Origin of the sequence: Pseudonocardia xishanensis, from assembly GCF_039541715.1 — a bacterium.
Taxonomy (GTDB): Bacteria; Actinomycetota; Actinomycetes; order Mycobacteriales; family Pseudonocardiaceae; genus Pseudonocardia; species Pseudonocardia xishanensis.
The window spans coordinates 190,281-209,373 of sequence record NZ_BAABGT010000038.1; the positions used below are offsets into that span (position 1 = coordinate 190,281).

Annotated in this window: 16 protein-coding genes and 1 pseudogene; 6 read left to right on the plus strand and 11 right to left on the minus strand. The window is 74.0% G+C overall.

Going from position 1 to position 19,093, the window contains the following annotated elements:
• The first annotated feature begins 1 nt into the window (after position 1).
• Complete coding sequence (locus ABD993_RS17085; protein WP_345418842.1) at positions 2 to 1,126, plus strand: GuaB3 family IMP dehydrogenase-related protein; 1,125 nt, start codon at positions 2 to 4, stop codon at positions 1,124 to 1,126.
• A 60-nt stretch (positions 1,127 to 1,186) separates the two neighbouring features.
• Positions 1,187 to 1,672 (plus strand): pyridoxamine 5'-phosphate oxidase family protein, encoded by a 486-nt coding sequence (locus ABD993_RS17090; protein WP_345418845.1) that lies wholly within the window; start codon positions 1,187 to 1,189, stop codon positions 1,670 to 1,672.
• 24 nt (positions 1,673 to 1,696) lie between these two features.
• Here the strand turns inward: ABD993_RS17090 and ABD993_RS17095 are convergent, their stop codons facing one another.
• The 4 genes from ABD993_RS17095 to ABD993_RS17110 all read right to left on the minus strand — a co-directional run bounded on the left by ABD993_RS17095 (position 1,697) and on the right by ABD993_RS17110 (position 4,000).
• Entirely contained in the window at positions 1,697 to 1,912 is a 216-nt protein-coding gene (locus tag ABD993_RS17095) for a hypothetical protein (protein WP_345418848.1), read from the minus strand.
• Positions 1,906 to 2,178: a hypothetical protein gene (locus ABD993_RS17100; protein ID WP_345418851.1), complete on the minus strand. Its 273-nt coding sequence runs from the start codon at positions 2,176 to 2,178 to the stop codon at positions 1,906 to 1,908. Before ABD993_RS17100 ends, ABD993_RS17095 begins: the two co-directional genes overlap by 7 nt.
• A 74-nt stretch (positions 2,179 to 2,252) precedes the next feature.
• Positions 2,253 to 3,041 (minus strand): ABC transporter permease, encoded by a 789-nt coding sequence (locus ABD993_RS17105; protein ID WP_345418854.1) that lies wholly within the window; start codon positions 3,039 to 3,041, stop codon positions 2,253 to 2,255.
• The gene (locus ABD993_RS17110) at positions 3,041 to 4,000 is read right to left on the minus strand and encodes an ATP-binding cassette domain-containing protein (RefSeq protein ID WP_345418857.1); all 960 of its coding nucleotides are present in this window, start codon (positions 3,998 to 4,000) and stop codon (positions 3,041 to 3,043) included. The genes ABD993_RS17105 and ABD993_RS17110 overlap by 1 nt, the downstream gene beginning before the upstream one ends.
• Before the next feature lie 81 nt (positions 4,001 to 4,081).
• Here ABD993_RS17110 and ABD993_RS17115 point away from each other — a divergent pair, with 81 nt between their 5' ends.
• Positions 4,082 to 4,819 carry a TetR/AcrR family transcriptional regulator gene (locus ABD993_RS17115; RefSeq protein ID WP_345418860.1) on the plus strand — a complete coding sequence of 246 codons (738 nt, stop codon included), beginning with the start codon at positions 4,082 to 4,084 and terminating at the stop codon, positions 4,817 to 4,819.
• Positions 4,820 to 4,825: 6 nt separating this feature from the next.
• Here the strand turns inward: ABD993_RS17115 and ABD993_RS17120 are convergent, their stop codons facing one another.
• The 4 genes from ABD993_RS17120 to ABD993_RS17135 are packed head-to-tail and all read right to left on the minus strand — an operon-like array spanning position 4,826 to position 12,421.
• Complete coding sequence (locus ABD993_RS17120; protein WP_345418863.1) at positions 4,826 to 5,815, minus strand: zinc-binding metallopeptidase family protein; 990 nt, start codon at positions 5,813 to 5,815, stop codon at positions 4,826 to 4,828.
• Positions 5,816 to 5,823: 8 nt separating this feature from the next.
• The gene (locus ABD993_RS17125; protein ID WP_345418866.1) at positions 5,824 to 6,681 is read right to left on the minus strand and encodes a transglutaminase family protein; all 858 of its coding nucleotides are present in this window, start codon (positions 6,679 to 6,681) and stop codon (positions 5,824 to 5,826) included.
• The gene (locus ABD993_RS17130) at positions 6,678 to 9,134 is read right to left on the minus strand and encodes a circularly permuted type 2 ATP-grasp protein (RefSeq protein WP_345418869.1); all 2,457 of its coding nucleotides are present in this window, start codon (positions 9,132 to 9,134) and stop codon (positions 6,678 to 6,680) included. The genes ABD993_RS17125 and ABD993_RS17130 overlap by 4 nt, the downstream gene beginning before the upstream one ends.
• Before the next feature lie 8 nt (positions 9,135 to 9,142).
• Complete coding sequence (locus tag ABD993_RS17135; protein ID WP_345418872.1) at positions 9,143 to 12,421, minus strand: transglutaminase family protein; 3,279 nt, start codon at positions 12,419 to 12,421, stop codon at positions 9,143 to 9,145.
• A 162-nt stretch (positions 12,422 to 12,583) separates the two neighbouring features.
• On the opposite strand from ABD993_RS17135, the gene guaA reads away from it, so the two are divergent.
• Positions 12,584 to 14,134: a glutamine-hydrolyzing GMP synthase gene (gene guaA, locus ABD993_RS17140; protein WP_345418875.1), complete on the plus strand. Its 1,551-nt coding sequence runs from the start codon at positions 12,584 to 12,586 to the stop codon at positions 14,132 to 14,134.
• A 143-nt stretch (positions 14,135 to 14,277) separates the two neighbouring features.
• Here guaA and ABD993_RS17145 read toward each other — a convergent pair whose 3' ends face one another.
• The gene (locus ABD993_RS17145; RefSeq protein ID WP_345418878.1) at positions 14,278 to 14,496 is read right to left on the minus strand and encodes a hypothetical protein; all 219 of its coding nucleotides are present in this window, start codon (positions 14,494 to 14,496) and stop codon (positions 14,278 to 14,280) included.
• A complete protein-coding gene (locus ABD993_RS17150; RefSeq protein ID WP_345418881.1) occupies positions 14,489 to 15,874 on the minus strand; it encodes a PspC domain-containing protein in 1,386 nt (461 codons plus the stop codon). The genes ABD993_RS17145 and ABD993_RS17150 overlap by 8 nt, the downstream gene beginning before the upstream one ends.
• A gap of 109 nt (positions 15,875 to 15,983) precedes the next feature.
• Between ABD993_RS17150 and ABD993_RS17155 the strand changes: the two genes are divergently transcribed.
• Together ABD993_RS17155 and ABD993_RS17160 are read left to right on the plus strand one after the other, a co-directional pair.
• Positions 15,984 to 17,216, plus strand: a complete 1,233-nt coding sequence (locus ABD993_RS17155) for a PspC domain-containing protein (RefSeq protein WP_345418884.1) — start codon at positions 15,984 to 15,986, stop codon at positions 17,214 to 17,216.
• On the plus strand, positions 17,213 to 17,878 hold the full coding sequence (locus ABD993_RS17160) for a response regulator (RefSeq protein WP_345418887.1): 666 nt from the start codon (positions 17,213 to 17,215) through the stop codon (positions 17,876 to 17,878). The genes ABD993_RS17155 and ABD993_RS17160 overlap by 4 nt, the downstream gene beginning before the upstream one ends.
• Before the next feature lie 116 nt (positions 17,879 to 17,994).
• Here the strand turns inward: ABD993_RS17160 and ABD993_RS17165 are convergent.
• Positions 17,995 to 19,093, minus strand: a pseudogene (locus ABD993_RS17165) (hypothetical protein); the annotation flags it as partial.

Consider the following 19,093-nt stretch of genomic DNA (forward strand, 5'->3'; position numbering starts at 1 on the left):
CGTGCGTGACCTCGTGGAGATCGGGATGGGCCGAGAGGCCCGTCGTGCCTACGACCTGACCCAGGTCGAGATCGTTCCGTCCCGGCGGACGCGGAGCTCCAAGGAGGTCTCCACCGCCTGGCAGCTGGACGCGTACCGGTTCGAGATCCCGTTGGTCACCCACCCCACGGACGCCGTGGTCTCCCCGGCCACGGCGGTGGCGATCGGCAAGCTCGGCGGGCTCGCCGTGCTGAACTCCGAGGGTCTGTGGGCCCGGCACGCGGACGCCGAGGGCGCGCTGGCGAAGGTCGTCGCGGCGGCGGACTCGGACGACCCGTCGGCCGCGATCCGGGCGCTGCAGGAGCTGCACGCCGCGCCGATCCAGCCGGACCTGCTCGCCGAGTCGCTGCGGAAGGTGCGCGAGGCGGGCGTGACGGTCGCGGCGAGGGTCAGCCCGCAGCGCGCCCGCGAGCTCACCCCGGCGCTGCTGGCGGGCGGCGTCGAGATCCTGGTCGTGCAGGGCACGATCATCTCCGCCGAGCACGTGAGCAAGGGCGAGCCGCTCAACCTCAAGGACTTCATCAACTCCCTCGACGTGCCGGTGGTCGCAGGCGGCGTCGGGGACTACCGCACCGCGATGCACCTGATGCGCACCGGCGCCGCGGGCGTGATCGTCGGGTACGGCGAGTCGTCGGCCACCACCACGGACGAGGTGCTCGGCATCGGCGTCCCGATGGCGACCGCGCTGGTCGACGCCGCCGCCGCGCGTCGCGACTACCTGGACGAGACCGGCGGCCGGTACGTCCACGTCATCGCGGACGGCGGGATCAACGGCTCCGGGGACGTCGCGAAGGCGATCGCCTGCGGTGCGGACGCGGTGATGCTCGGCGAGCAGCTCGCCGACTCCGCGGACTCCCCGGCGGACGGGCTCTACTGGACCTCCAGCGCCGCCCACCCCTCCCTGCCCCGCTCGGACGTCACGGGCTTCTCGCCGAGCGACCGCACGCTGGAGCAGGTCCTCTTCGGCCCGTCCAGCACGCCGTACGGCACGGTCGACCTCTTCGGCGCCCTGCGCCGTGCGATGGCGAAGACCGGCTACTCGGACCTCAAGGAGTTCCAGCGGGTGGGGCTGACCGTCCGCGGCTGAGCAGTCGGCCTCGTCATCGCTGACGGCACCTGTCAGGGTTCGGCCCTACCGTCGTCACCCATGAACTGGGACGAGTTCGCTGAGGCCGCGCCGCGCATCGCGGCGGTGTTCGTGCGGCGGCACGCGGCGGTGGGCAACCTGTGCTTCCTCGGCACCAACCGACCGGACGGGTTCCCGCGGGTCAGCCCGATGGAGCCGCGGATGTTCGAGGGCGATCTCGTCCTCGCCGGGATGCCGGGCACCGCCAAGTTCCGGGACCTGGACGCCGATCCCCGCTTCACCCTGCACACCGCGACCGTGGACACCCACGTGTCCGACGGGGACGCGAAGGTGTGGGGGACGGTGCAGCACGACCCGGACACGGCTCGCCACGAGCGGTTCGCCGAGGACCTCTTCGCGACGACCGGCTTCGACCTGCGCGGCCGGACGTTCGACCGCTTCCTCGTCGCTCGGCTCGTCGGGGCCGCGAGCGTGGAGATCGACGAGGGCCTGGTGATCACCACGTGGCGGGCGGGCGGGGAGGAGCGCCGGATCAGGAAGGACTGATCAGCAGGCGGCGGGCGAGGGCACTCACGACCGACCGGGCTCCTCCGGCGCCGCCGACGGCCGCTCCCGCCAGAACGTCCCGTCCCGGAGCCGCCAGCCGATCATGAGGACGACACCGACCGCGACGATCGCGATGCCGATGACCGGCGGCGGGCCCATTCCGAGCCAGGAGGTGCCGCTCGCGCTGGCCGCCGGGTCGTTGAGGTCGGCGACGGACCGCACGAGGAGCCAGATCAGCATCCCCGCCCCCACGACGGGCCCGACGCCGGGTCGACCTTGTTGAGGGAGGAGAAGGCCGAGGCGATCAGCAGCATCGGCACGAAGGACGCCAGCAGCACGCCCGGGGCGTACACCCCGACCAACGCGACGACGGGCCCGATCACCGCGGCCGGCGAGTAGGCGGGCGAGGTCGCGGCCAGGCCGATCACCACCGCGTCCGGGAACGTGATCGCGCCCCGCTCGAGCTCCGCCTGCTCGGGGGGTGCCCCCGGGATCGGACCGTTCATCGCTGTATTCCGCCCCATGGTCCGGAGTCCTCACAAGGCCGGTCCGGTTACCGACCATGCTCGGGGGCTGCGACTCAGACGGTGGCCTTCCGGATGCTCCGGACGCCGACCAGCAGGCCGAGGGCGGCGGTGACCACCGCCGCGGCGAACCCCCACAGGACGGTCGGGGAGCCGAGGGTGCCCGCGAAGAGGACCCGCTCGGCGTCGACGATGTAGGTCAGCGGGTTGAACCTGCTGACCACCTGCATCCAGCCCGGGCCGGTCTCCAGCGGCAGCATCATCCCGGAGAGGATCAACAACGGGAACAGCAGCGACTGCTGCACCGCCCAGAAGATCCACTCGGTCTTGCGGGCCGCGATCGCCAGCGCGTAGGACAGCGCCCCGACGCCCACGCCGAAGATCCCCAGCATCACCAACCCGACGACGACGTGCAGCGGGTACAGCACGAACCCGAACGGGATCGCCACCAGCGTGATGATCAGCGCCTGCACCACGAGCGGGGTGAGCTCCTTGAGTGCCCGCCCGATCATCAGCGAGGCCCGGCTCAGCGGTGTGGCGAGCATGCGCTCGAACGCGCCCGTCATGATCTCGAACTGCAGGTTCGCGCCGGTCATCGACGTGCCGAACATCGTGATCATCACCACCACGCCGGGCAGGAACCACTGCAGCGACGAGCCGCCGAACAGCGCGCCGTCCCCCGCCAGCCCGGAGAGCAACGGGCCGAAGAGGCCGAGGAACACCAGCGGCTGGACCAGCGAGAAGATCAGGGAGAACGGGTCGCGGACGATGGTGAGCGTCTCGCGCCACCAGACGTGCCCGACGTCGGTGACCACGCTGGTGCGGGGCGGAACCAGGGCGACCATCAGGACTCTCCTTCGCGCAGCGAGCGGCCGGTCAGGTTGAGGAAGACGTCGTCCAGCGTGGGTTGGCGGGCGGACGCGGCGATCACGTCCACGCCTGCGGCCCGGAGCCGCTCCAGCACCCCCGGCATGGCGTGCGAGGCGGCCTCGACGCGGATGGACAGGGCCGTGCCGTCCGGGTCCGGCTGCTCCGCGGGCTCACTGCCCTCGGTGGCGAGGAGCCCGCGCGCCCGGTCGGCCTGCGCGGTCGGCACCACGACGGTCAGCCGGTCGCCCGCCTGCTTGCGCTTGAGCGCGTCCGCGGTGTCGTCCGCGATGATCCGGCCGTGGTCGATGATCACGACCCGCTCGGCCATCTGGTCGGCCTCGTCCAGGTAGTGCGTGGTGAGCACGATGGTGGTCCCGCGCTCCTCGCGGATCCGCAGGATGTGCTCCCACAGGTTGGCCCGGTTCTGCGGGTCCATCCCGGTGGAGGGCTCGTCGAGGAACAGCAGGCCGGGGCGGTGGATCAGGCCCAGCGCGATGTCCAGACGTCGCTTCTGTCCCCCCGACAGCGAGCTGACCTTGCGCATCCGCAGCGGCTCCAGGTCCAGCGTGCGCAGCAGCTCCTCGCCGCTCGCCGTGGCCGCCGCCCTGCTCATCCCGTAGAAGCGGCCCTGCAGGACCAGCTCGTCCCAGACCCGGTAGTTGTGGCCCGCGCCGTCCTTCTGGCCGATGTAGCCGATCCGACGGCGGACCTCGGCGGGCTGCGCGACGACGTCGATCCCCGCGACGTGCGCCGAGCCCGCGGTCGGCGGCAGCAGGCTGGTGAGCATGCGCAGCGTGGTCGACTTCCCGGCGCCGTTCGGGCCGAGGAAGGCGACGAGCTCGCCCTCGGCCACGTCGAGATCGATGCCGCGGACGGCCTCGATCGTCTCCTTCCCGACCCGGAACGTCCGGCCGAGCGCTTCGGTGTGGATCACGGATCCCCCTGATTCCGTACGGCGTACTGCGTTCAGGAGCGATAAGGTACACCGTACGGAGTGAGTCGGCGAGGGGGTTTCGTGAGCGAGCAGTGGGGGACGCCCGAGGGGCAGGCCATGCTCCGGCTGTTGTGGGACCCGCCGCCGCCGCCCACCCGGGGGCCGAAGCAGCGGCTGACCCTCGACCAGGTCGTCGCGGCGGCGATGGAGGTCGCGGCGCAGCAGGGCGTGGACGAGCTGTCCATGCGCAAGGTCGCCCAGCACCTCGGCGTCGGGGCGATGAGCCTGTACACCTACGTGCCGGGCAAGGACGAGCTGTTCGAGCTGATGATCGACGCGGCGTACGCGGACCGGGTCATGCCGGACCCCGCGCTGCCGTGGCGGGCGCAGGTCGAGTTCCACGCGCACGAGGCCTGGCGGATGTACCAGGCGCACCCCTGGCTGATCCGTTCCCACCTCTGGCGGATGCCCCTCGGACCGCACGTGCTGGACGTGCAGGAGGACCTCTACCGGGCCGTCGCGCTGACCGGGCTGCCGGAGAAGCGGGTCGCGCAGATCGCGGGGCTCGTGGAGTCGCAGGTGTTCGGCGCGGCCCGCTCGGCGGTCACCGACACCTCGATCGCCTCGAAGACCGGCGTGACCGTGGACGACTACTGGAACTCCCGGATGGGCTTCTGGGGCACCTACTACTCCGCCGAGCGCTTCCCGACCATGACCCGGATCTGGGGGAAGGGCGGCTTCGACGAGGAGTACAGCGACGCCTCCTGGGAGTTCGGCCTCGCCCTGTTCCTCGACGGGGTGGAGCGGTTGGCGGGCTGACCCCGCTCACCCTGCGGGCACGTACTCCGGCTTCGCGATGACCAGGTCGTGGACGTAGCGGAGCTTGTCCAGCACCCGCGGGGCCAGGACGAAGGGGTAGAGGTCCTCGTAGCCCATCGACCGGTTGACGGCGTTGAGCGCGGCGGTGAGCGGGAGCCAGGTCTCGATCAGGGCGTCGAAGTCCTTCTCGCTCTGCTCGGGCTCGGACTCCAGCGCGGGGCCGTGCACTGCGATCCCGAAGGCCGCCGCGGTCTGGCTCGTGTCCCGGATGTGCAGGTAGTGGGCGAAGGTCTCGGCCCAGTCCTCCCACGGGTGCATGGTCGCGTAGGCCGAGACGTGGGTGTCCTCCCAGCCGGTCGGCTCCGCGGAGTAGTGCCGCTTCAGGGCCTCGGCGTAGGACGCGGACTCGTCGCCGAACAGCTCCCGGAAGCCCGCGGTGTTCCCCGGCCGGTCCACGAGCACCTCCCAGTACCAGTGCCCGGTCTCGTGGCGCAGGTGCCCGAGCAGGGTGCGGTACGGCTCGGCGAGCTGCACGCGCATCTGCTCGCGGTGCCCGGAGTCGCCCTCGGCGAGGTCGAGCGTGACGATCCCGCTGTCGTGCCCGGTGATCACCTGCTCGCGCGCGCTGGAGAGCAGGTCGAAGGCCAGCCCGCCCGCCGGGTCGGCCGTGCGGTCCGCGAGGGGCAGGCCGAGGTCGTCGATCTGGAAGAGCAGCCTGCGCTTGGCCTGCTCGGTCAGCGCGAAGGCCCTCATGCCCTCGGTGTCCTCGTCCGCGGGGCGCGTGCGGGTCAGTGCGCAGCAGTCGCACAGCGCGTTGTCGCCGGTGACGAGCCAGTTGCACGTCGCCGTGACGACGTTCGCGCAGGCTCGTCCCGTCGACGTCAGCACGAGGGACCGGGCCCGCCGGGAGTAGCTGATCTCCGAGTGGCAGTTCAGGCAGACGGAGTTCTCGAAGTAGACGAGCGAGGAGCAGTGGGGACAGGCGAAGGAGCGCACGGACCCTCCTACCCCTGCGGCAGCCGTTCCATGTCGACGGACACGGCCATCACACTCTTGGCCGAGTCCGTGAAGATCACACCCTTGAGCGGGGGCACGTCGCCGTAGTCCCGGCCGTGGGCGAGCACCACGAACTGCTCGTCGACGACCCGGTCGTTCGTGGGGTCCAGGTCGAGCCAGCCGTCCCCGGTCCACACCGAGAACCAGGCGTGCGAGGCGTCCACGCCGCGCAGCTTCGGCTTCCCGGGCGGCGGCAGCGTCTCCAGGTACCCGCTGACGTACTTCGCGGGCAGCCCGCGGCTGCGCAGCCCGGCCACCGCGAGGTGCGCGAAGTCCTGGCAGACGCCCTCGCCGCCGGTCAGCAGGTCCGTGACCGTGGACCGGACGGTGGTGGAGCCGGAGACGTAGTCGAAGTCGTCGTGGATGCGGCGGCAGAGATCGGCGGCGGCCTCGCCCAGCGGCCTGCCGGGGGTGAACGACGGCGCCGCGTACGCCGCGACCTCCGGCTGCACCGGCAGCCGGGGTGAGGGCAGCCGGTACGGCCGCGCGTCGAGCGGGACGGTGTCCCGGACCTCCTCCCACGGCCGCAGCGCCGCGGGCACCGCGACCCGGTCCACCGTCACCGTGCTGCGGGCGAGCACGGTCAGCTCGCGGTGGGGGCTGCGCACGCAGAAGTAGGTGGAGCGGTTGCCGAAGGCGTCCGTGTGCTCGCGCAGCTCGTCCGCGCCCGGCTCCAAGGTGACCTCGGCGTCCGCGCAGTGCTGGTCCGGCTGGGTGCGGGGGAGCAGGTGGGCCCGCCCGAAGCTGGTCGTGACGTCGTCCTCGTAGGTGTACGAGGTCTTGTGCGTGACCCGGTAGACCGTCATGACGCCGCCGGGAGCAGCGGGTCGTACGGCCGCGGGCCGCGCGCCGGGGCGAAATGCGCCGCGGCGATGTCGTCCGCCAGCCGGTCGAGGTCCGTGCCCAGGCCCGCGAGCAGGGCGGCGAGCTCGGGGCGGGTGCCGTCCGCGGTATCGCGGGCGGCCAGCGCGGGCAGGTCGGCCTCGGCGAGCCTGCGGACGGTGGCGTCCAGCGAGCCGGGCACGGCGCCCGGCAGGTGCGCGAGGTCGTCCGTGAGGCGGTCCAGCTGGTAGGCCACGGCGCGCGGGTTCTCCCGGTCGGTGAGCAGCAGGGCGAGCAGCGGCGCCACGCCCGCGCGGCCCGCGTTGCGCCGCCGGTGGGTGATCACGGACTCGGCGGTGATCGTGACCGACTCGCTGACGAGCCGGTCCGCCGGGCCGCGGGGGGCGGCGCACAGCGTCGCCCCGAGCAGCGCGACGACGTGCTGGGCGCGCTCCACCCGGCGTCCGACGTCCAGCAGCCGCCAGCCGGCGTCCCGGACCAGGCTCTCCGCGGTGATCCCGGCGAGGGCGAGCAGCCCCTCGAGGACCCGGTTGAGCCCGCCGGACACCGCGCCGTCGTCCAGGTCCGGGTCGGCCGCGATCCGGGCCAGCACGGTGTCCAGCCTGCCCAGGACCAGCCAGGTGTCGGTGGACAGCAGCTCGCGGACCGCCTGCGCGGCGCGGGTCAGCCGGTGTACGGCGAACCCGAGCGTGCCGGGGCGGTCGCGGTCGCAGAGCAGCGAGCGCAGCTCCTCGCGGCTCGGGGACCCCGAGTCGGCGAACCCCGGCTCGGTGTGGGTGATCTCCGAGGTCGCCCGCAGCAGCGCCCGCAGCGCGATCGCCCCCTCGGGCTCGGGGGTGTTCTGGAAGTCCCCCCACCGGTCGGTGACGGCGCGCAGCAGCCGCGCGGTGTCCTCGGCGCGCTCGGAGTAGCGGCCCAGCCAGAACAGGTCCTCGGCCACGCGCGGCGACACTCCGCCGGCCGGGAGCTGGGCGGAGCCCTCGTCCGGCGGGCCGAGCACTGCCCGCTCGGCCCGCTCGCCCACCACCCAGACGTCCTTCGCGAGCGTGGCGGCACCCTCCAGCGGCCGGGCGCCCGGGCCTGCGGGCACCGAGGCCAGCCCGCCGTCGAGCACCTCCCAGCCGCTCCCGGAGGCGACCGAGAAGGTCCGCAGCACGACGGGCCGGTGCTCGGCTCCCGCCGCCCCGATCGTCGGCGAGGTGGACAGCGTGATCTCGCGCTGGGCGGTCCAGGCGTAGGGCTCGGCCGCGATGCGGGCGAGCAGCGCCTCCCGCTGCGCCACGGTGAGGTCCGCGCCGCGGACGGGGAAGCGGAGGTCCCCGTCCGCCGAGCCCCGCGCGAGCGGGCCGATCACGAGCTCGGCGAGGTGCTCCCGGACGTGGGACAGCGCGAGCGGGTCCCCGCACCACCAGGTCGGCGGGCCGGGGAGCAGCAGGTCCTCGCCGAGCAGCTCGCGACACAACGCGGGCAGGTAGGGGATCAGGCCGGGGTTCTCCGCGACGCCCGAGCCCAGCCCGTTGAGCACGCTGACCGTGCCGGTCCGCGCGGCCTCGACCAGGCCGGGCACGCCCAGCCGGGAGTCCGGGCGCAGGTCCAGCGGATCGCACCACTCGGCGTCCAGCCTGCGCAGCACGACGTCCACCGGCTCCCGCCTGCCCAGGGTGTGCTGCCAGACGCGCCCCTCCCGGACCGTGAGCTCGGAGCCCAGCACCAGCGGCACGCCGAGCAGGGAGGACAGCAGCGCCTGCTCGTAGGCGGTCTCGGAGTCCGGGCCGGGGTTGAGCAGCACCACCCGCTGGTCCTCGGTGCGCAGGCCCGCGCGCATGGCCTCGAAGAAGGGGCCCAGCCTGCGGATCTGTGAGCGGCGGTGCAGCGCGGAGAGCACCCGTGCGACGACCCGGCGGTTCGCCATCGCGTAGCCGGCGCCGGAGGGGGCCTGGACGCGGTCGTCGAGCACGACCCAGCCGTCCGGGGAGCGGCCGAGGTCCACGGCGGACAGGAAGAGCTCGCGGCGCGCGGGCGTGCCGTACAGCTCCCCGCCCACCCTGCGCCAGGCGTGCAGGTACCCCGGATGGCCCTCGACGACCTCGACCGGGAGCAGCCCGCGGGTGATCACCGCGCGCGGGCCGTAGAGGTCGACGAGCAGCCGGTCGACCAGCTCGGCGCGCTGCGCGACCCCGCGTTCGAGCGTGCCCCACTCCTCGCCGGAGAGGATCAGCGGCAGTGGGTCGAGCTCCCAGAGCTGCTCGGACTCGGCGCCGGGCGGGTGGTAGGCCACGCCGTCGTCCGCGAGCAGCCGCAGGGTGTCCGCCCGGCGGCCCGCCAGGCCGGCGGGCCCGGCGCCGTCCAGGACGCCCGCGAGGCCCGTCCAGAGCGGCCGGACGGCACCGGTGGCGTCCCGCATCTCGTCGTACACGGCCACCTTCAGGGTCGGTGCCGGCGCAGGTCGAGCGTCCGGGGGTACTCGGCAGTGGGGTCAGCCTTCCACAGACTGGTGTCCACCGGGCCCGGCGAGTGGCCGTAGGGGGTGAACCGGGCGTTGCGCCGCGCCTCGGCCTCGTTCGCGTTGACGGGATAGGTCTCGTAGGCGCGGCCCCCGGGGTGCACGACGTGGTACGTGCAGCCGCCCAGCGACCGCTCGTTCCAGGTGTCGACCAGGTCGAAGACCAGCGGGGAGTGCACCCCGATCGTCGGGTGCAGGGCGGACGGCGGGGCCCACGCCCGGTACCGGATTCCCGCGACCAGCCCGTCGCTCGTGGCCGCCGGGTGCAGCGGGACGGGGACGCCGTTGCAGGTCACGGTGTAGCGGTCCGACAGCGCGCCGGTGACCTCGATCTGCACGCGCTCCACCGAGGAGTCGACGTAGCGCGCGACCCCGCCGCTCGACATCTCCTCGCCGAGCACGTGCCACGGCTCGATCGCACTGCGCAGCTCCAGGCTGATCCCCGCCACCTCGACGCGCCCGAGCCGCGGGAACCGGAACTCGAGGAAGGGCTGGAGCCAGCCGAGCTCGAACTCGATGCCGTGCGCCGCCAGGTCCGCCACCACCTCGGCGACGTCCGCCTCGACGAACGCCGGGAGCATGAACGAGTCGTGCAGCCGGGTGCCCCAGCGGACCAGCTTGCCGGTGTACGGCTCGGCCCAGAACCGCGCGACGAGTGCGCGCACGAGCAGGGCCTGGACGAGTGCCATGTCCGGGTGCGGCGGCATCTCGAAGCCGCGCAGCTCCAGCAGGCCGAGGCGGCCGCGCTCGGAGTCCGGGGAGAACAGCTTGTCGATGCAGAACTCGGCGCGGTGGGTGTTGCCGGTGATGTCGGTGAGCAGGTGCCGCAGGGCGCGGTCGACGTGCCAGGGTCGGACCTCGTCCTTCAGGCGGTCGAGCTCGGCGAACGCGATCTCCAGCTCGTAGAGCGTCTCGTGGCGGCCCTCGTCGACGCGCGGGGCCTGGCTGGTCGGGCCGATGAAGGTGCCGGAGAACAGGTAGGACAGGGACGGGTGCTGCTGCCAGTAGGTCAGCATGCTGACCAGCAGGTCCGGCCTGCGCAGCAGCGGCGAGTCCTGCGGGGTCGGCCCGCCGAGGGTGATGTGGTTGCCGCCGCCGGTGCCGGTGTGGCGGCCGTCGAGGGCGAAGGACTCCGCACCCAGCCCGGTCTCCTGGGCGAGGCGGTGCAGCGTGGCGGTCAGCTCCGTGAGCTCGGGCCAGGAGGACGTGGGGTGCACGTTGACCTCGATGACGCCCGGGTCCGGGGTGACCGTGAGGGTCCTCGTGCGCGGGTCGCCGGGCGGGGCGTAGCCCTCCAGCACGACCGGTTGCCCGACCGCCCTCGCCGCCCGCTCGACGATCCCGAGCAGCTCCACCGCGTCCGCCGCCTCCTGCAGCGGGGGCAGGAAGACGGACAGGTGCCCGTCCCGCTCCTGGACGCACAGCGCCGTGGTGGGGGCGTCCTCGACCGGGGTGACGTGCGCCTTCTCGGCGACCGCGATCCCGGTCGGCAGGGCGGGGCGCTCGCGGAAGCTCGACGGGTCCGACACTCCCGGCGGCAGCTCCCAGGTGATCGCGCCGAGCGGCAGCCGCAGGCCCGCGGGGGAGTCGCCGGGGAGCAGCCGCATGTCGCCGCGGCGGGTGCGCCAGGCCGTCGTCGCCCAGCCGGTGCCCGCCTCGGTGCGGTGCACCGGGAGCGCCCAGGCGACGGGTTCGGTGTCGGCGCCGTCGAGCCGGTCGATGATCCGGGCGCGGGCGTCCCGGTCGGCGAGCGGGGTGTCGGTGTCCACGTCGGTCGGCGGCTCGCCGTCCGGCAGCCGGGCCTCGGCGACGATCTCGTGGAGCCGGTCCTCGAACAGCGGGCGCAGGTACTCACCATCGATACCGAGACCCGCCGCGATGGCGGCGGCCAGCTCGCCCGCCTGGGCGTTCGTGGCCGTCCCCGGCAGCGACGGGGTCGCCAGCAGGGCGGGATCGCCCCAGAGCGGCTCGCCGTCCGTGCGCCAGACCAGGGCGGTCTGCCAGCGCGGCAGGGGCTCGCCGGGGTACCACTTGCCCTGTCCACGATGGACGACGCCGTTCGGCGCGTAGTGCTCCTTGAGCCGGGCGGCCAGCTCATCCGCCATCCGGCGCTTGTCCTCGCCGTCCGCCGCGACCGTCCACTGCGGGGAGGCCATGTCCTTCTTGGACACGAAGGTGGGCTCGCCGCCCATGGTGAGCCGGACGTCCCCGGCGACCAGCAGCTCGTCCGTCCGGAGCCCGACGGCCTCGATCCGCTCCCGCTGGGCGGGCGAGTACGGCGCGGTGACCCGCGGGTCCTCGTGGATCCGCGTGACGGTGTTGGAGAACTCGAGGCGGGACTCGCAGGGGTCGATGAGCCCGCTGATCGGCGCGGCGTGCCGCGGGGAGGGGGTGGCGGCGAGCGGGATGTGGCCCTCGCCCGCGAGCAGGCCGGACGTCGCGTCCAACCCGATCCAGCCCGCCCCCGGGACGTACACCTCGGCCCAGGCGTGCAGGTCGGTGAAGTCCTGGTGGAACGACGGTGGCCGCACGCCCGGCACGGCGTCGGGCGCGAGCTGGACGAGGTAGCCGGAGACGAACCGGGCGGCCAGCCCCAGCTCGCGGAGCGCGGAGACCAGCAGCCAGGCGCTGTCCCGACAGGACCCGACGCCGCGGTCGAGCGTGGTGTCCGGGCTCTGGACGCCGGGCTCCATCCGCACCGAGTACGACACGGCCCGGTTCACCCGGCGGTTGACGTCGACGAGGAACGAGACGATCGCCTGCCCGTGCCTGCTGTCGGCGTCGAGCTCGCGAAGGAACCGCCGCACGAGGGGACCGGGCGTGCCGGCCTCGTCGGCGACGGGCCGCAGGTAGGGCTCCAGGTCCGCGGCCAGCTCGGTCGGGTAGGCGAACCCGAAGCCCTCGGCGTAGGGCTCGAGGAAGAAGTCGAACGGGTTGATCACGGTCATGTCCGCGACCAGGTCGACCGTGAACGTCAGGCTGCTCGCGGGCTCGGGGAAGACCACTCGGGCGAGGTGGTTGGAGTGCGCGTCCTGCTGCCAGTTCACGAAGTGCTGCTTCGGCTCGACGGTGAGCGAGTAGCTCTCGATCGGGGTCCGGCAGTGCGGCGCGGGCCGCAGGCGCACGGTGTGCGGGCCGATGTTCACGGCACGGTCGAACTCGTAGTGGGTTCGGTGCTCGAGGGCCACGCGGATGGTCACGTCCGCGCATTGTTCCGGGTTCGGGGCGTGCAGACGTGTCGCAGGGGTCACAGATCACAGCCGAGATGAACCCCGGTGCTGGTCGATCACGGTCCGAGCGGCACCGGGGTTCATGTCGGCCGGGTCTGCAGGGTGACCCGGGTCGCGCTCTACCCTGGTGGCGTGGACACTCCCACCGTTCTCGTCGTGGACTACGGCGCCCAGTACGCGCAGCTCATCGCCCGGCGGGTGCGGGAGGCGCAGGTCTACTCGGAGATCGTGCCCTCGTCGACGTCCGTCGCCTCGATCGTCGCGCGGAACCCGGCGGCGATCATCCTGTCCGGCGGGCCCTCGTCGGTCTACGCCGAGGGTGCGCCGTCGGTCGATCCGGCCCTGTTCGAGGCCGGGATCCCGGTGTTCGGCATGTGCTACGGCTTCCAGGCGATGGCCCGGGCGCTCGGCGGGGACGTCGCGCACGACGGGACCCGCGAGTACGGGCGGACCGAGGTGCACGTCGCGCCCGAGGCCGGGGTGCTGCACGACGGGCTGCCCGCCTCACACCCGGTGTGGATGAGCCACGGGGACTCGGTGACGCGCGCGCCCGAGGGCTTCACGGTGACCGCCTCCACGGACCGGGTCGCGGTCGCGGGCTTCGAGAACCGCGAGCGCAGGCTGGCAGGCGTGCAGTACCACCCCGAGGTCGGGCACTCCCCGCACGGGCAGGAGGTGCTGCGCCGGTTCCTGCACGAGATCGCCGGGGTGCGGCCGTCCTGGACCACCGCGTCGATCATCGACGACACCGTCGCCGCGATCCGCGAGCAGGTCGGGGAGGGGCACGCGATCTGCGGGCTGTCCGGCGGGGTCGACTCCGCGGTGGCCGCGGCGCTCGTCCAGCGGGCCATCGGGGACCGGCTGACCTGTGTGTTCGTCGACCACGGGCTGCTGAGGGCCGGTGAGCGCGAGCAGGTCGAGAAGGACTTCGTCGCCGCGACCGGGGCGAAGCTGCACACGGTGGACGTGGAGGAACGGTTCCTCGCCGCCCTCGCCGGGGTCACCGACCCCGAGGAGAAGCGCAAGATCATCGGGCGGGAGTTCATCCGGGTCTTCGAGGCGGCGACCGCGGACGTGGTGGCCGACCACACGGTCGACTTCCTGGTGCAGGGGACGCTGTACCCGGACGTCGTCGAGTCCGGTGGGGGCACCGGCACCGCCACCATCAAGTCGCACCACAACGTGGGCGGGCTGCCGGACGACATCGAGTTCGCCCTGGTCGAGCCGCTGCGGGCGCTGTTCAAGGACGAGGTCCGCGCGGTCGGCGCCGAGCTGGGGCTACCCGAGGTGATCGTGCAGCGCCAGCCGTTCCCCGGCCCCGGACTGGGGATCCGAATCATCGGCGCCGTCGACAAGTCCCGGCTGGAGACGCTGCGCCAGGCGGACGCCATCGCCCGCGAGGAGCTCACCCTCGCAGGCCTGGACCGCTCGATCTGGCAGTGCCCGGTCGTGCTGCTGGCGGACGTCCGGTCCGTCGGTGTGCAGGGGGACGGCCGCACCTACGGCCACCCGATCGTCCTGCGCCCGGTCAGCTCCGAGGACGCGATGACCGCGGACTGGACCCGGCTGCCCTACGAGGTGCTCGAGCGGATCTCCACCCGGATCACCAACGAGGTGGCCGAGGTCAACCGCGTGGTGCTGGACGTGACGAGCAAGCCGCCGGGCACCATCGAGTGGGAGTGAACGCGTCAGTCGCCCGCTGACACTCGGGGTCCCCGAGCGCCACGGAGCGACGCTCGGGGACCCCGAGTGTCGCCGACGCGCTGACGCTCGGGGACCCCGAGCGCCACGGAGCGACGCTCGGGGTCCCCGAGTGGCGGACGTGGTCAGCTCGTGCGGCGCACGCTCGCGGCCAGCAGGACCAGGCCCAGGGCGATCGCGCCGCCCGCGAGGAGCCAGCGGCCGTCCACGCCCATCGTGTCCGGGGTGCGGCCTGCGAAGCCCGAGGCGGCGATCCCCAGGCTGACCAGGCCGAGCAGCAGGGTCAGCAGGTCCGGCATCCGCCGGGTCCGGGTCGGCCGTCGCGCCGGGTCCGACTCAGCCACGGCGCACCTCCACACTGCCCAGGCCCGCCTGCAGGTCGAGCTCGATCGGCCTGCCGGAGCGGACGCCGTCCGCTCCCAGATCGTCCACCACGGTGAGCCGGGCGTCCGTCCCGCCCTGGTCGGTGGTGCCGAAGAGGACGTCGCCGAGCTCGGCGTGCGCCCGGACGGTGACGTCCGCGTCCGCGGGCACGGTGACCTCGACGGTGCCCAGCCCGACGGTCGCGGCGGTCCGGATCGGCGTGGCGTCCGTGCCGGGCGGGACGCTCGTGTCCAGCCGGGAGAGGTCCAGCGCGATGGTGCCCGCGCCGCGCTCGTAGGTCGGGGCGAGGGCCGCGGCGCTGGTCGGGGCCACCGAGATGTCCCCGACGCCGCCCTGCCCGATGTTCTGCAGCGGGTCCCGGACCGCCACCGAGCCCCAGGTCAGCAGGCCCAGGATCAGCGCGAAGGGGATCAGGCCGCGGCCGCTGCGGGCGAACGCCCCGATCACGAGCCCGACGCCGACGACGGCCAGCGGCGTGGCGAACACGATCGGCAGCCCCGCGATGCCCGCGGTCATCAGGACGACCGCCCCGGCGATGCCGCCGCCGACCAGCGCGCAGGCGAGCGTGATCAGGGTGATACGGGTGCGCCGGGCCCGCGGTGCGGGCTCCGGCTCGGGCCGCGCGGGCTCGGGCAGGTCCCAGGCGAAGGGCGCGGCGCCGAGCGGGTCCCACTCGGGCGGGGTGCCGCGATCCAGCGGGTCGGCGTGCACGGCGGGCTCGCCGGTCGCCGCGGCGGAGGTGGAGAGGGGGGTGGTCGGGGCGTCGGGGTGCCCGGCTCCGCTCGCCGGGCGGTCCTCGGTGGTCCCGCCCGCGGCCGGCGTGTCGACCCCGTCGGTCCGGGACCCGGCGTTCCCGACAGGTCCGTCCGCGACCGCACCGGGCCCGGAGGCGGCGCCGTCGTCCGCGAGAGCGCGGCTCCCCCCTCGGCTGCGGTGCAGCAGGAACAGCAGGACCAGCACGGCGAGGACCGGGAGGACGAACCCGCCGTTGTCGCCCCAGAAGACGCCTCCCGTGGCCAGCACCAGCACGCCGAGGCCGATCCAGGCGGCCGGATGGACCCCGCCCGTGGCCGGGCGTGGGCCCGCGCCGTCCAGCGGGTCGTCCTGGTCGGCGGCGGGCAGCAGCAGCCAGCCCGCGACGTAGAGCGCGATCCCGACCCCGTAGACCGCCGCGACGGCGAACCCGACGCGGACCAGGACCGGGTCGATGTCGTAGCGCCGGGCGATCGCCGCGGCGACGCCCGCCACCTTGCGGTCGCGGCGCGGACGGGCGGGACGGGTCTCCCACATGTCCCGCAACGTCGTCCCCACGTCCGCGGTGTGCTCACTTCTCCCCATGCCGTCGACCCTCCCCGCGTGCGCACCCCCACGGTATCGGGGAGGACCCCGAGAGTCCCCGGGGAACGACCCCGGTGTCCCGGGCTCCGACCCGTGTGACCATGGAGCCATGACGAGCTCGGTGGAGACCCAGGCCCGGCCGCCTCTGGTGCGCCGCCGGTCGGGCAGGCTCGTCTCGGGCGTGGCGGGCGGCGTCGCGGACCACCTGGGGATCGACGTCCTGTGGGTGCGCGCGGCGTTCGTCGTGCTCGCGGCGGCCAACGGGGCCGGGGTGCTCGCCTACGGGCTGCTGTGGGTGTTCGTGCGCCAGGAGGCCTCGGACGTCACCCGCGTGGTCTCGGCGAAGGAACGGCAGCAGGCGATGGGCCTGGCCGCGCTCGGCATCGGGATCGGGCTGGTCGGTGCGGCGCTGCAGAACCAGGTGATCGGCTGGATCGTCGGCCCGCTGGGCGTGGCCGCGATCGGCGCCGCGGTGGTCTGGCGGGAGGCGGACGAGGCCCAGCGCCGCCGCTGGACGACGGGGGCGCGCACCGGCATCCTCGGCGGCGGCCGCAACGCCGTGCTGCGGATCGGCGCGGGCGGGGTCTTCGTCGCCGCGGGGATCACGGTCTTCCTGCTCGGCAACCTCAACCTGGGCCAGATCCAGTTCGGGGTGCTGGCGGTGCTGGCCACCCTCGTCGGCGTCGGGGTGCTGACGGTGCCGTGGTGGGTCCGGCTCGCCCGGGACTTCGGCGAGGAGCGTCGGGAGCGCATCGTGACCGCGGAACGGGCCGAGATCGCCGCCCACCTGCACGACTCCGTGCTGCAGACCCTCGCGCTGATCCAGAAGCAGTCCACCGACCCGCGCGAGGTGCAGCGGCTGGCCCGCGGCCAGGAGCGCGAGCTGCGGAACTGGCTCTACGGACCGCAGGGCTACGGGCGCGGTTCCGGTCCCGGGATCGACGAGTCGATCTCGTCCGCCCTGCAGACCGCGGCGGCCGAGGTCGAGGACACCTACGCGATCACGGTCAACCCGGTGATCGTCGGCGACCGCCCACTGGACGACGCGCTGCGCGCCCTCGTCCTCGCCTCCCGGGAGGCCATGGTCAACGCGGCCAAGCACGCCGGGGTGGACGAGGTCAGCGTGTACGTCGAGGTGGAGGCGGGCGAGGTCAACGTGTTCGTCAAGGACCGCGGCACGGGCTTCGATCCCGAGGCCGTGCCCGAGGACCGACACGGCCTCGCGGACTCCGTGCACGGCCGCATGGACCGCCACGGCGGTACGGTCCGGCTGCGCAGCACCCCCGGCGAGGGCACCGAGGTGCACCTGGCGATGACCTTCTCGGAACAGGAGAACGCATGACCGACCCGATCACGGTCTTCCTGGTGGACGACCACGGGCTGTTCCGCGCCGGGGTGCGGGCGGAGCTGGAGCGCGGCGCCGCGGGGGACCCGCCCCTGGAGATCGTGGGCGAGGCCGGGTCCGTGGACGAGGCGGTCGCCGGGATCGCGCACCTCAAGCCGCACGTCGTGCTGCTGGACGTGCACATGCCCGACGGCGGCGGCGCGGCCGTGCTCGCCCGCGTCCGCAAGGAGCAGCCGGACGTGGTGTTCCTCGCGCTCTCGGTGTCCGACGCCGCCGAGGACGTCATCGCGGTGATCCGCGGCGGGGCGCGCGGGTACGTCACGAAGACGATCTCGGCGCGCGAGCTGGGGGACGCGGTGCGCCGGGTCAAGGTCGGGGACGCGGTGTTCTCGCCGCGCCTGGCGGGCTTCGTGCTCGACGCCTTCTCCGACCGCCCCGGGGCCGCCCCCGCCGTCGACCCCGAGCTGGATCTGCTGACCAAGCGGGAGCGGGACGTCCTGCGGCTGCTCGCCCGCGGGTACTCCTACAAGGAGATCGCGGGCGAGCTGTTCATCTCGGTGAAGACGGTCGAGACCCACGTGTCGAGCGTCCTGCGCAAGACCCAGCTCTCCAACCGCTACGAGCTCTCCCGCTGGGCGAGCGACCGCCGCCTGGTCTGAGCACTCCCGCGGTCCGCCGGTGATCGTTCCGACGGGGACCCGGCGGCCGTGGGTGGTGCCGTCGCGTCCCGCCCGGAACGAGCGTCCCGGGGCTCGGGCATGGGGGAGACGCGCCCCTAGCGACCGCCGAGGAGGCCGCCGAGGGAGTTCGTGACCGGAGCCAACTGGTCGGTGACGGGGGAGAGTGCCTCGCTCGCGCCCTCGCTCGTCGAGCGGAGGAGCGATCCGCCGGATCCGCCCTGGTCGGAGCTACTCGACCCGGAGTTGTTCGATCCGGAGCTACTCGATCCGGAGCTGCTCGACCCGGAGCTGCTCGACCCCGAGTCGCTCGAGCCGCTGGAACCCCCGTTCGCGCCGGAGTCCCCCGAGCCGCCGAGGGCGCCCGAGGTGTCCAGCAGGCTCGTGACCGGGGCCGCGGCCTTGAGGACCGGGTCCGTGAGCGGGGCCGTCGCGGACAGCAGCGGCTTGGTCAGCGGGGCGGCGGCGGACAGGACCGGGGTGGTCACCGGCTCCAGCACGTCCGCGACCGGGGTGAGGGCGGGCTTCACGGCCTCGGTGACCGGGGCGACGACGTTCTCCGTGACCGGCGCGACGACGTTCTCCACCAGCGGGGTGGTCACCGGCGCGACGGCGGCCGCGACGACCGGGGTGACGGCCCGCGCCGCGGTGCCGCCGACCGCCCCGACCGTGCCGGTGGCGACCCTCGCGACCGGGGCGACCGCGGGCGTGACCGCCTCGACGGCCTGCCCGACGGTCCCGGTGACCGGGGCGAGCAGCGGGGCGGCGGTGCGGGTGATCCCGCCGACGGCGCCCGTGGCGGTGTTCACGACCGGCGCCAGCGGGGCGGCCGCGGAGTCCGCGCCGCCCACGACGCCGCCGACGACCTCGGTGACCGGCCGGACCACACCGCCCGCGGCCTGGGCGACCGGGGCCACGACCCCGTTCCCGACGGCGCGGGTGACGGGCGCGACGACCCCCGAGACGACCGGGGTGGTGACGCCGCCGACGACCCCGCCGACCGCACCTCCCACCCCGTTGCCGACGACCTCGAGCACGCTGCCGCCCGACGAGCCGCCCGACGAACCGCCCGCGGACCCGCCCGCGCCGCCGCCGGTGGGCAGCAGCGGGGCCAGCACGTTCGGTGCGGGGGCGCCTGGGGCACCGGGGCCGGCAGGCGCGGCGGCCGCGCCGCCCAGCGTGGGCCCGACGAACGCG

Coding starts and splice junctions, on each gene's coding strand:
- ABD993_RS17150 (WP_345418881.1), bottom strand. CDS start 15,874: ATGGGGAGAAGTGAGCACACCGCGGACGTGGGGACGACGTTGCGGGAC.
- ABD993_RS17100 (WP_345418851.1), bottom strand. CDS start 2,178: ATGAACGGTCCGATCCCGGGGGCACCCCCCGAGCAGGCGGAGCTCGAG.
- ABD993_RS17090 (WP_345418845.1), top strand. CDS start 1,187: ATGAACTGGGACGAGTTCGCTGAGGCCGCGCCGCGCATCGCGGCGGTG.
- ABD993_RS17160 (WP_345418887.1), top strand. CDS start 17,213: ATGACCGACCCGATCACGGTCTTCCTGGTGGACGACCACGGGCTGTTC.
- ABD993_RS17105 (WP_345418854.1), bottom strand. CDS start 3,041: ATGGTCGCCCTGGTTCCGCCCCGCACCAGCGTGGTCACCGACGTCGGG.
- ABD993_RS17155 (WP_345418884.1), top strand. CDS start 15,984: ATGACGAGCTCGGTGGAGACCCAGGCCCGGCCGCCTCTGGTGCGCCGC.
- ABD993_RS17125 (WP_345418866.1), bottom strand. CDS start 6,681: ATGACGGTCTACCGGGTCACGCACAAGACCTCGTACACCTACGAGGAC.
- ABD993_RS17095 (WP_345418848.1), bottom strand. CDS start 1,912: ATGCTGATCTGGCTCCTCGTGCGGTCCGTCGCCGACCTCAACGACCCG.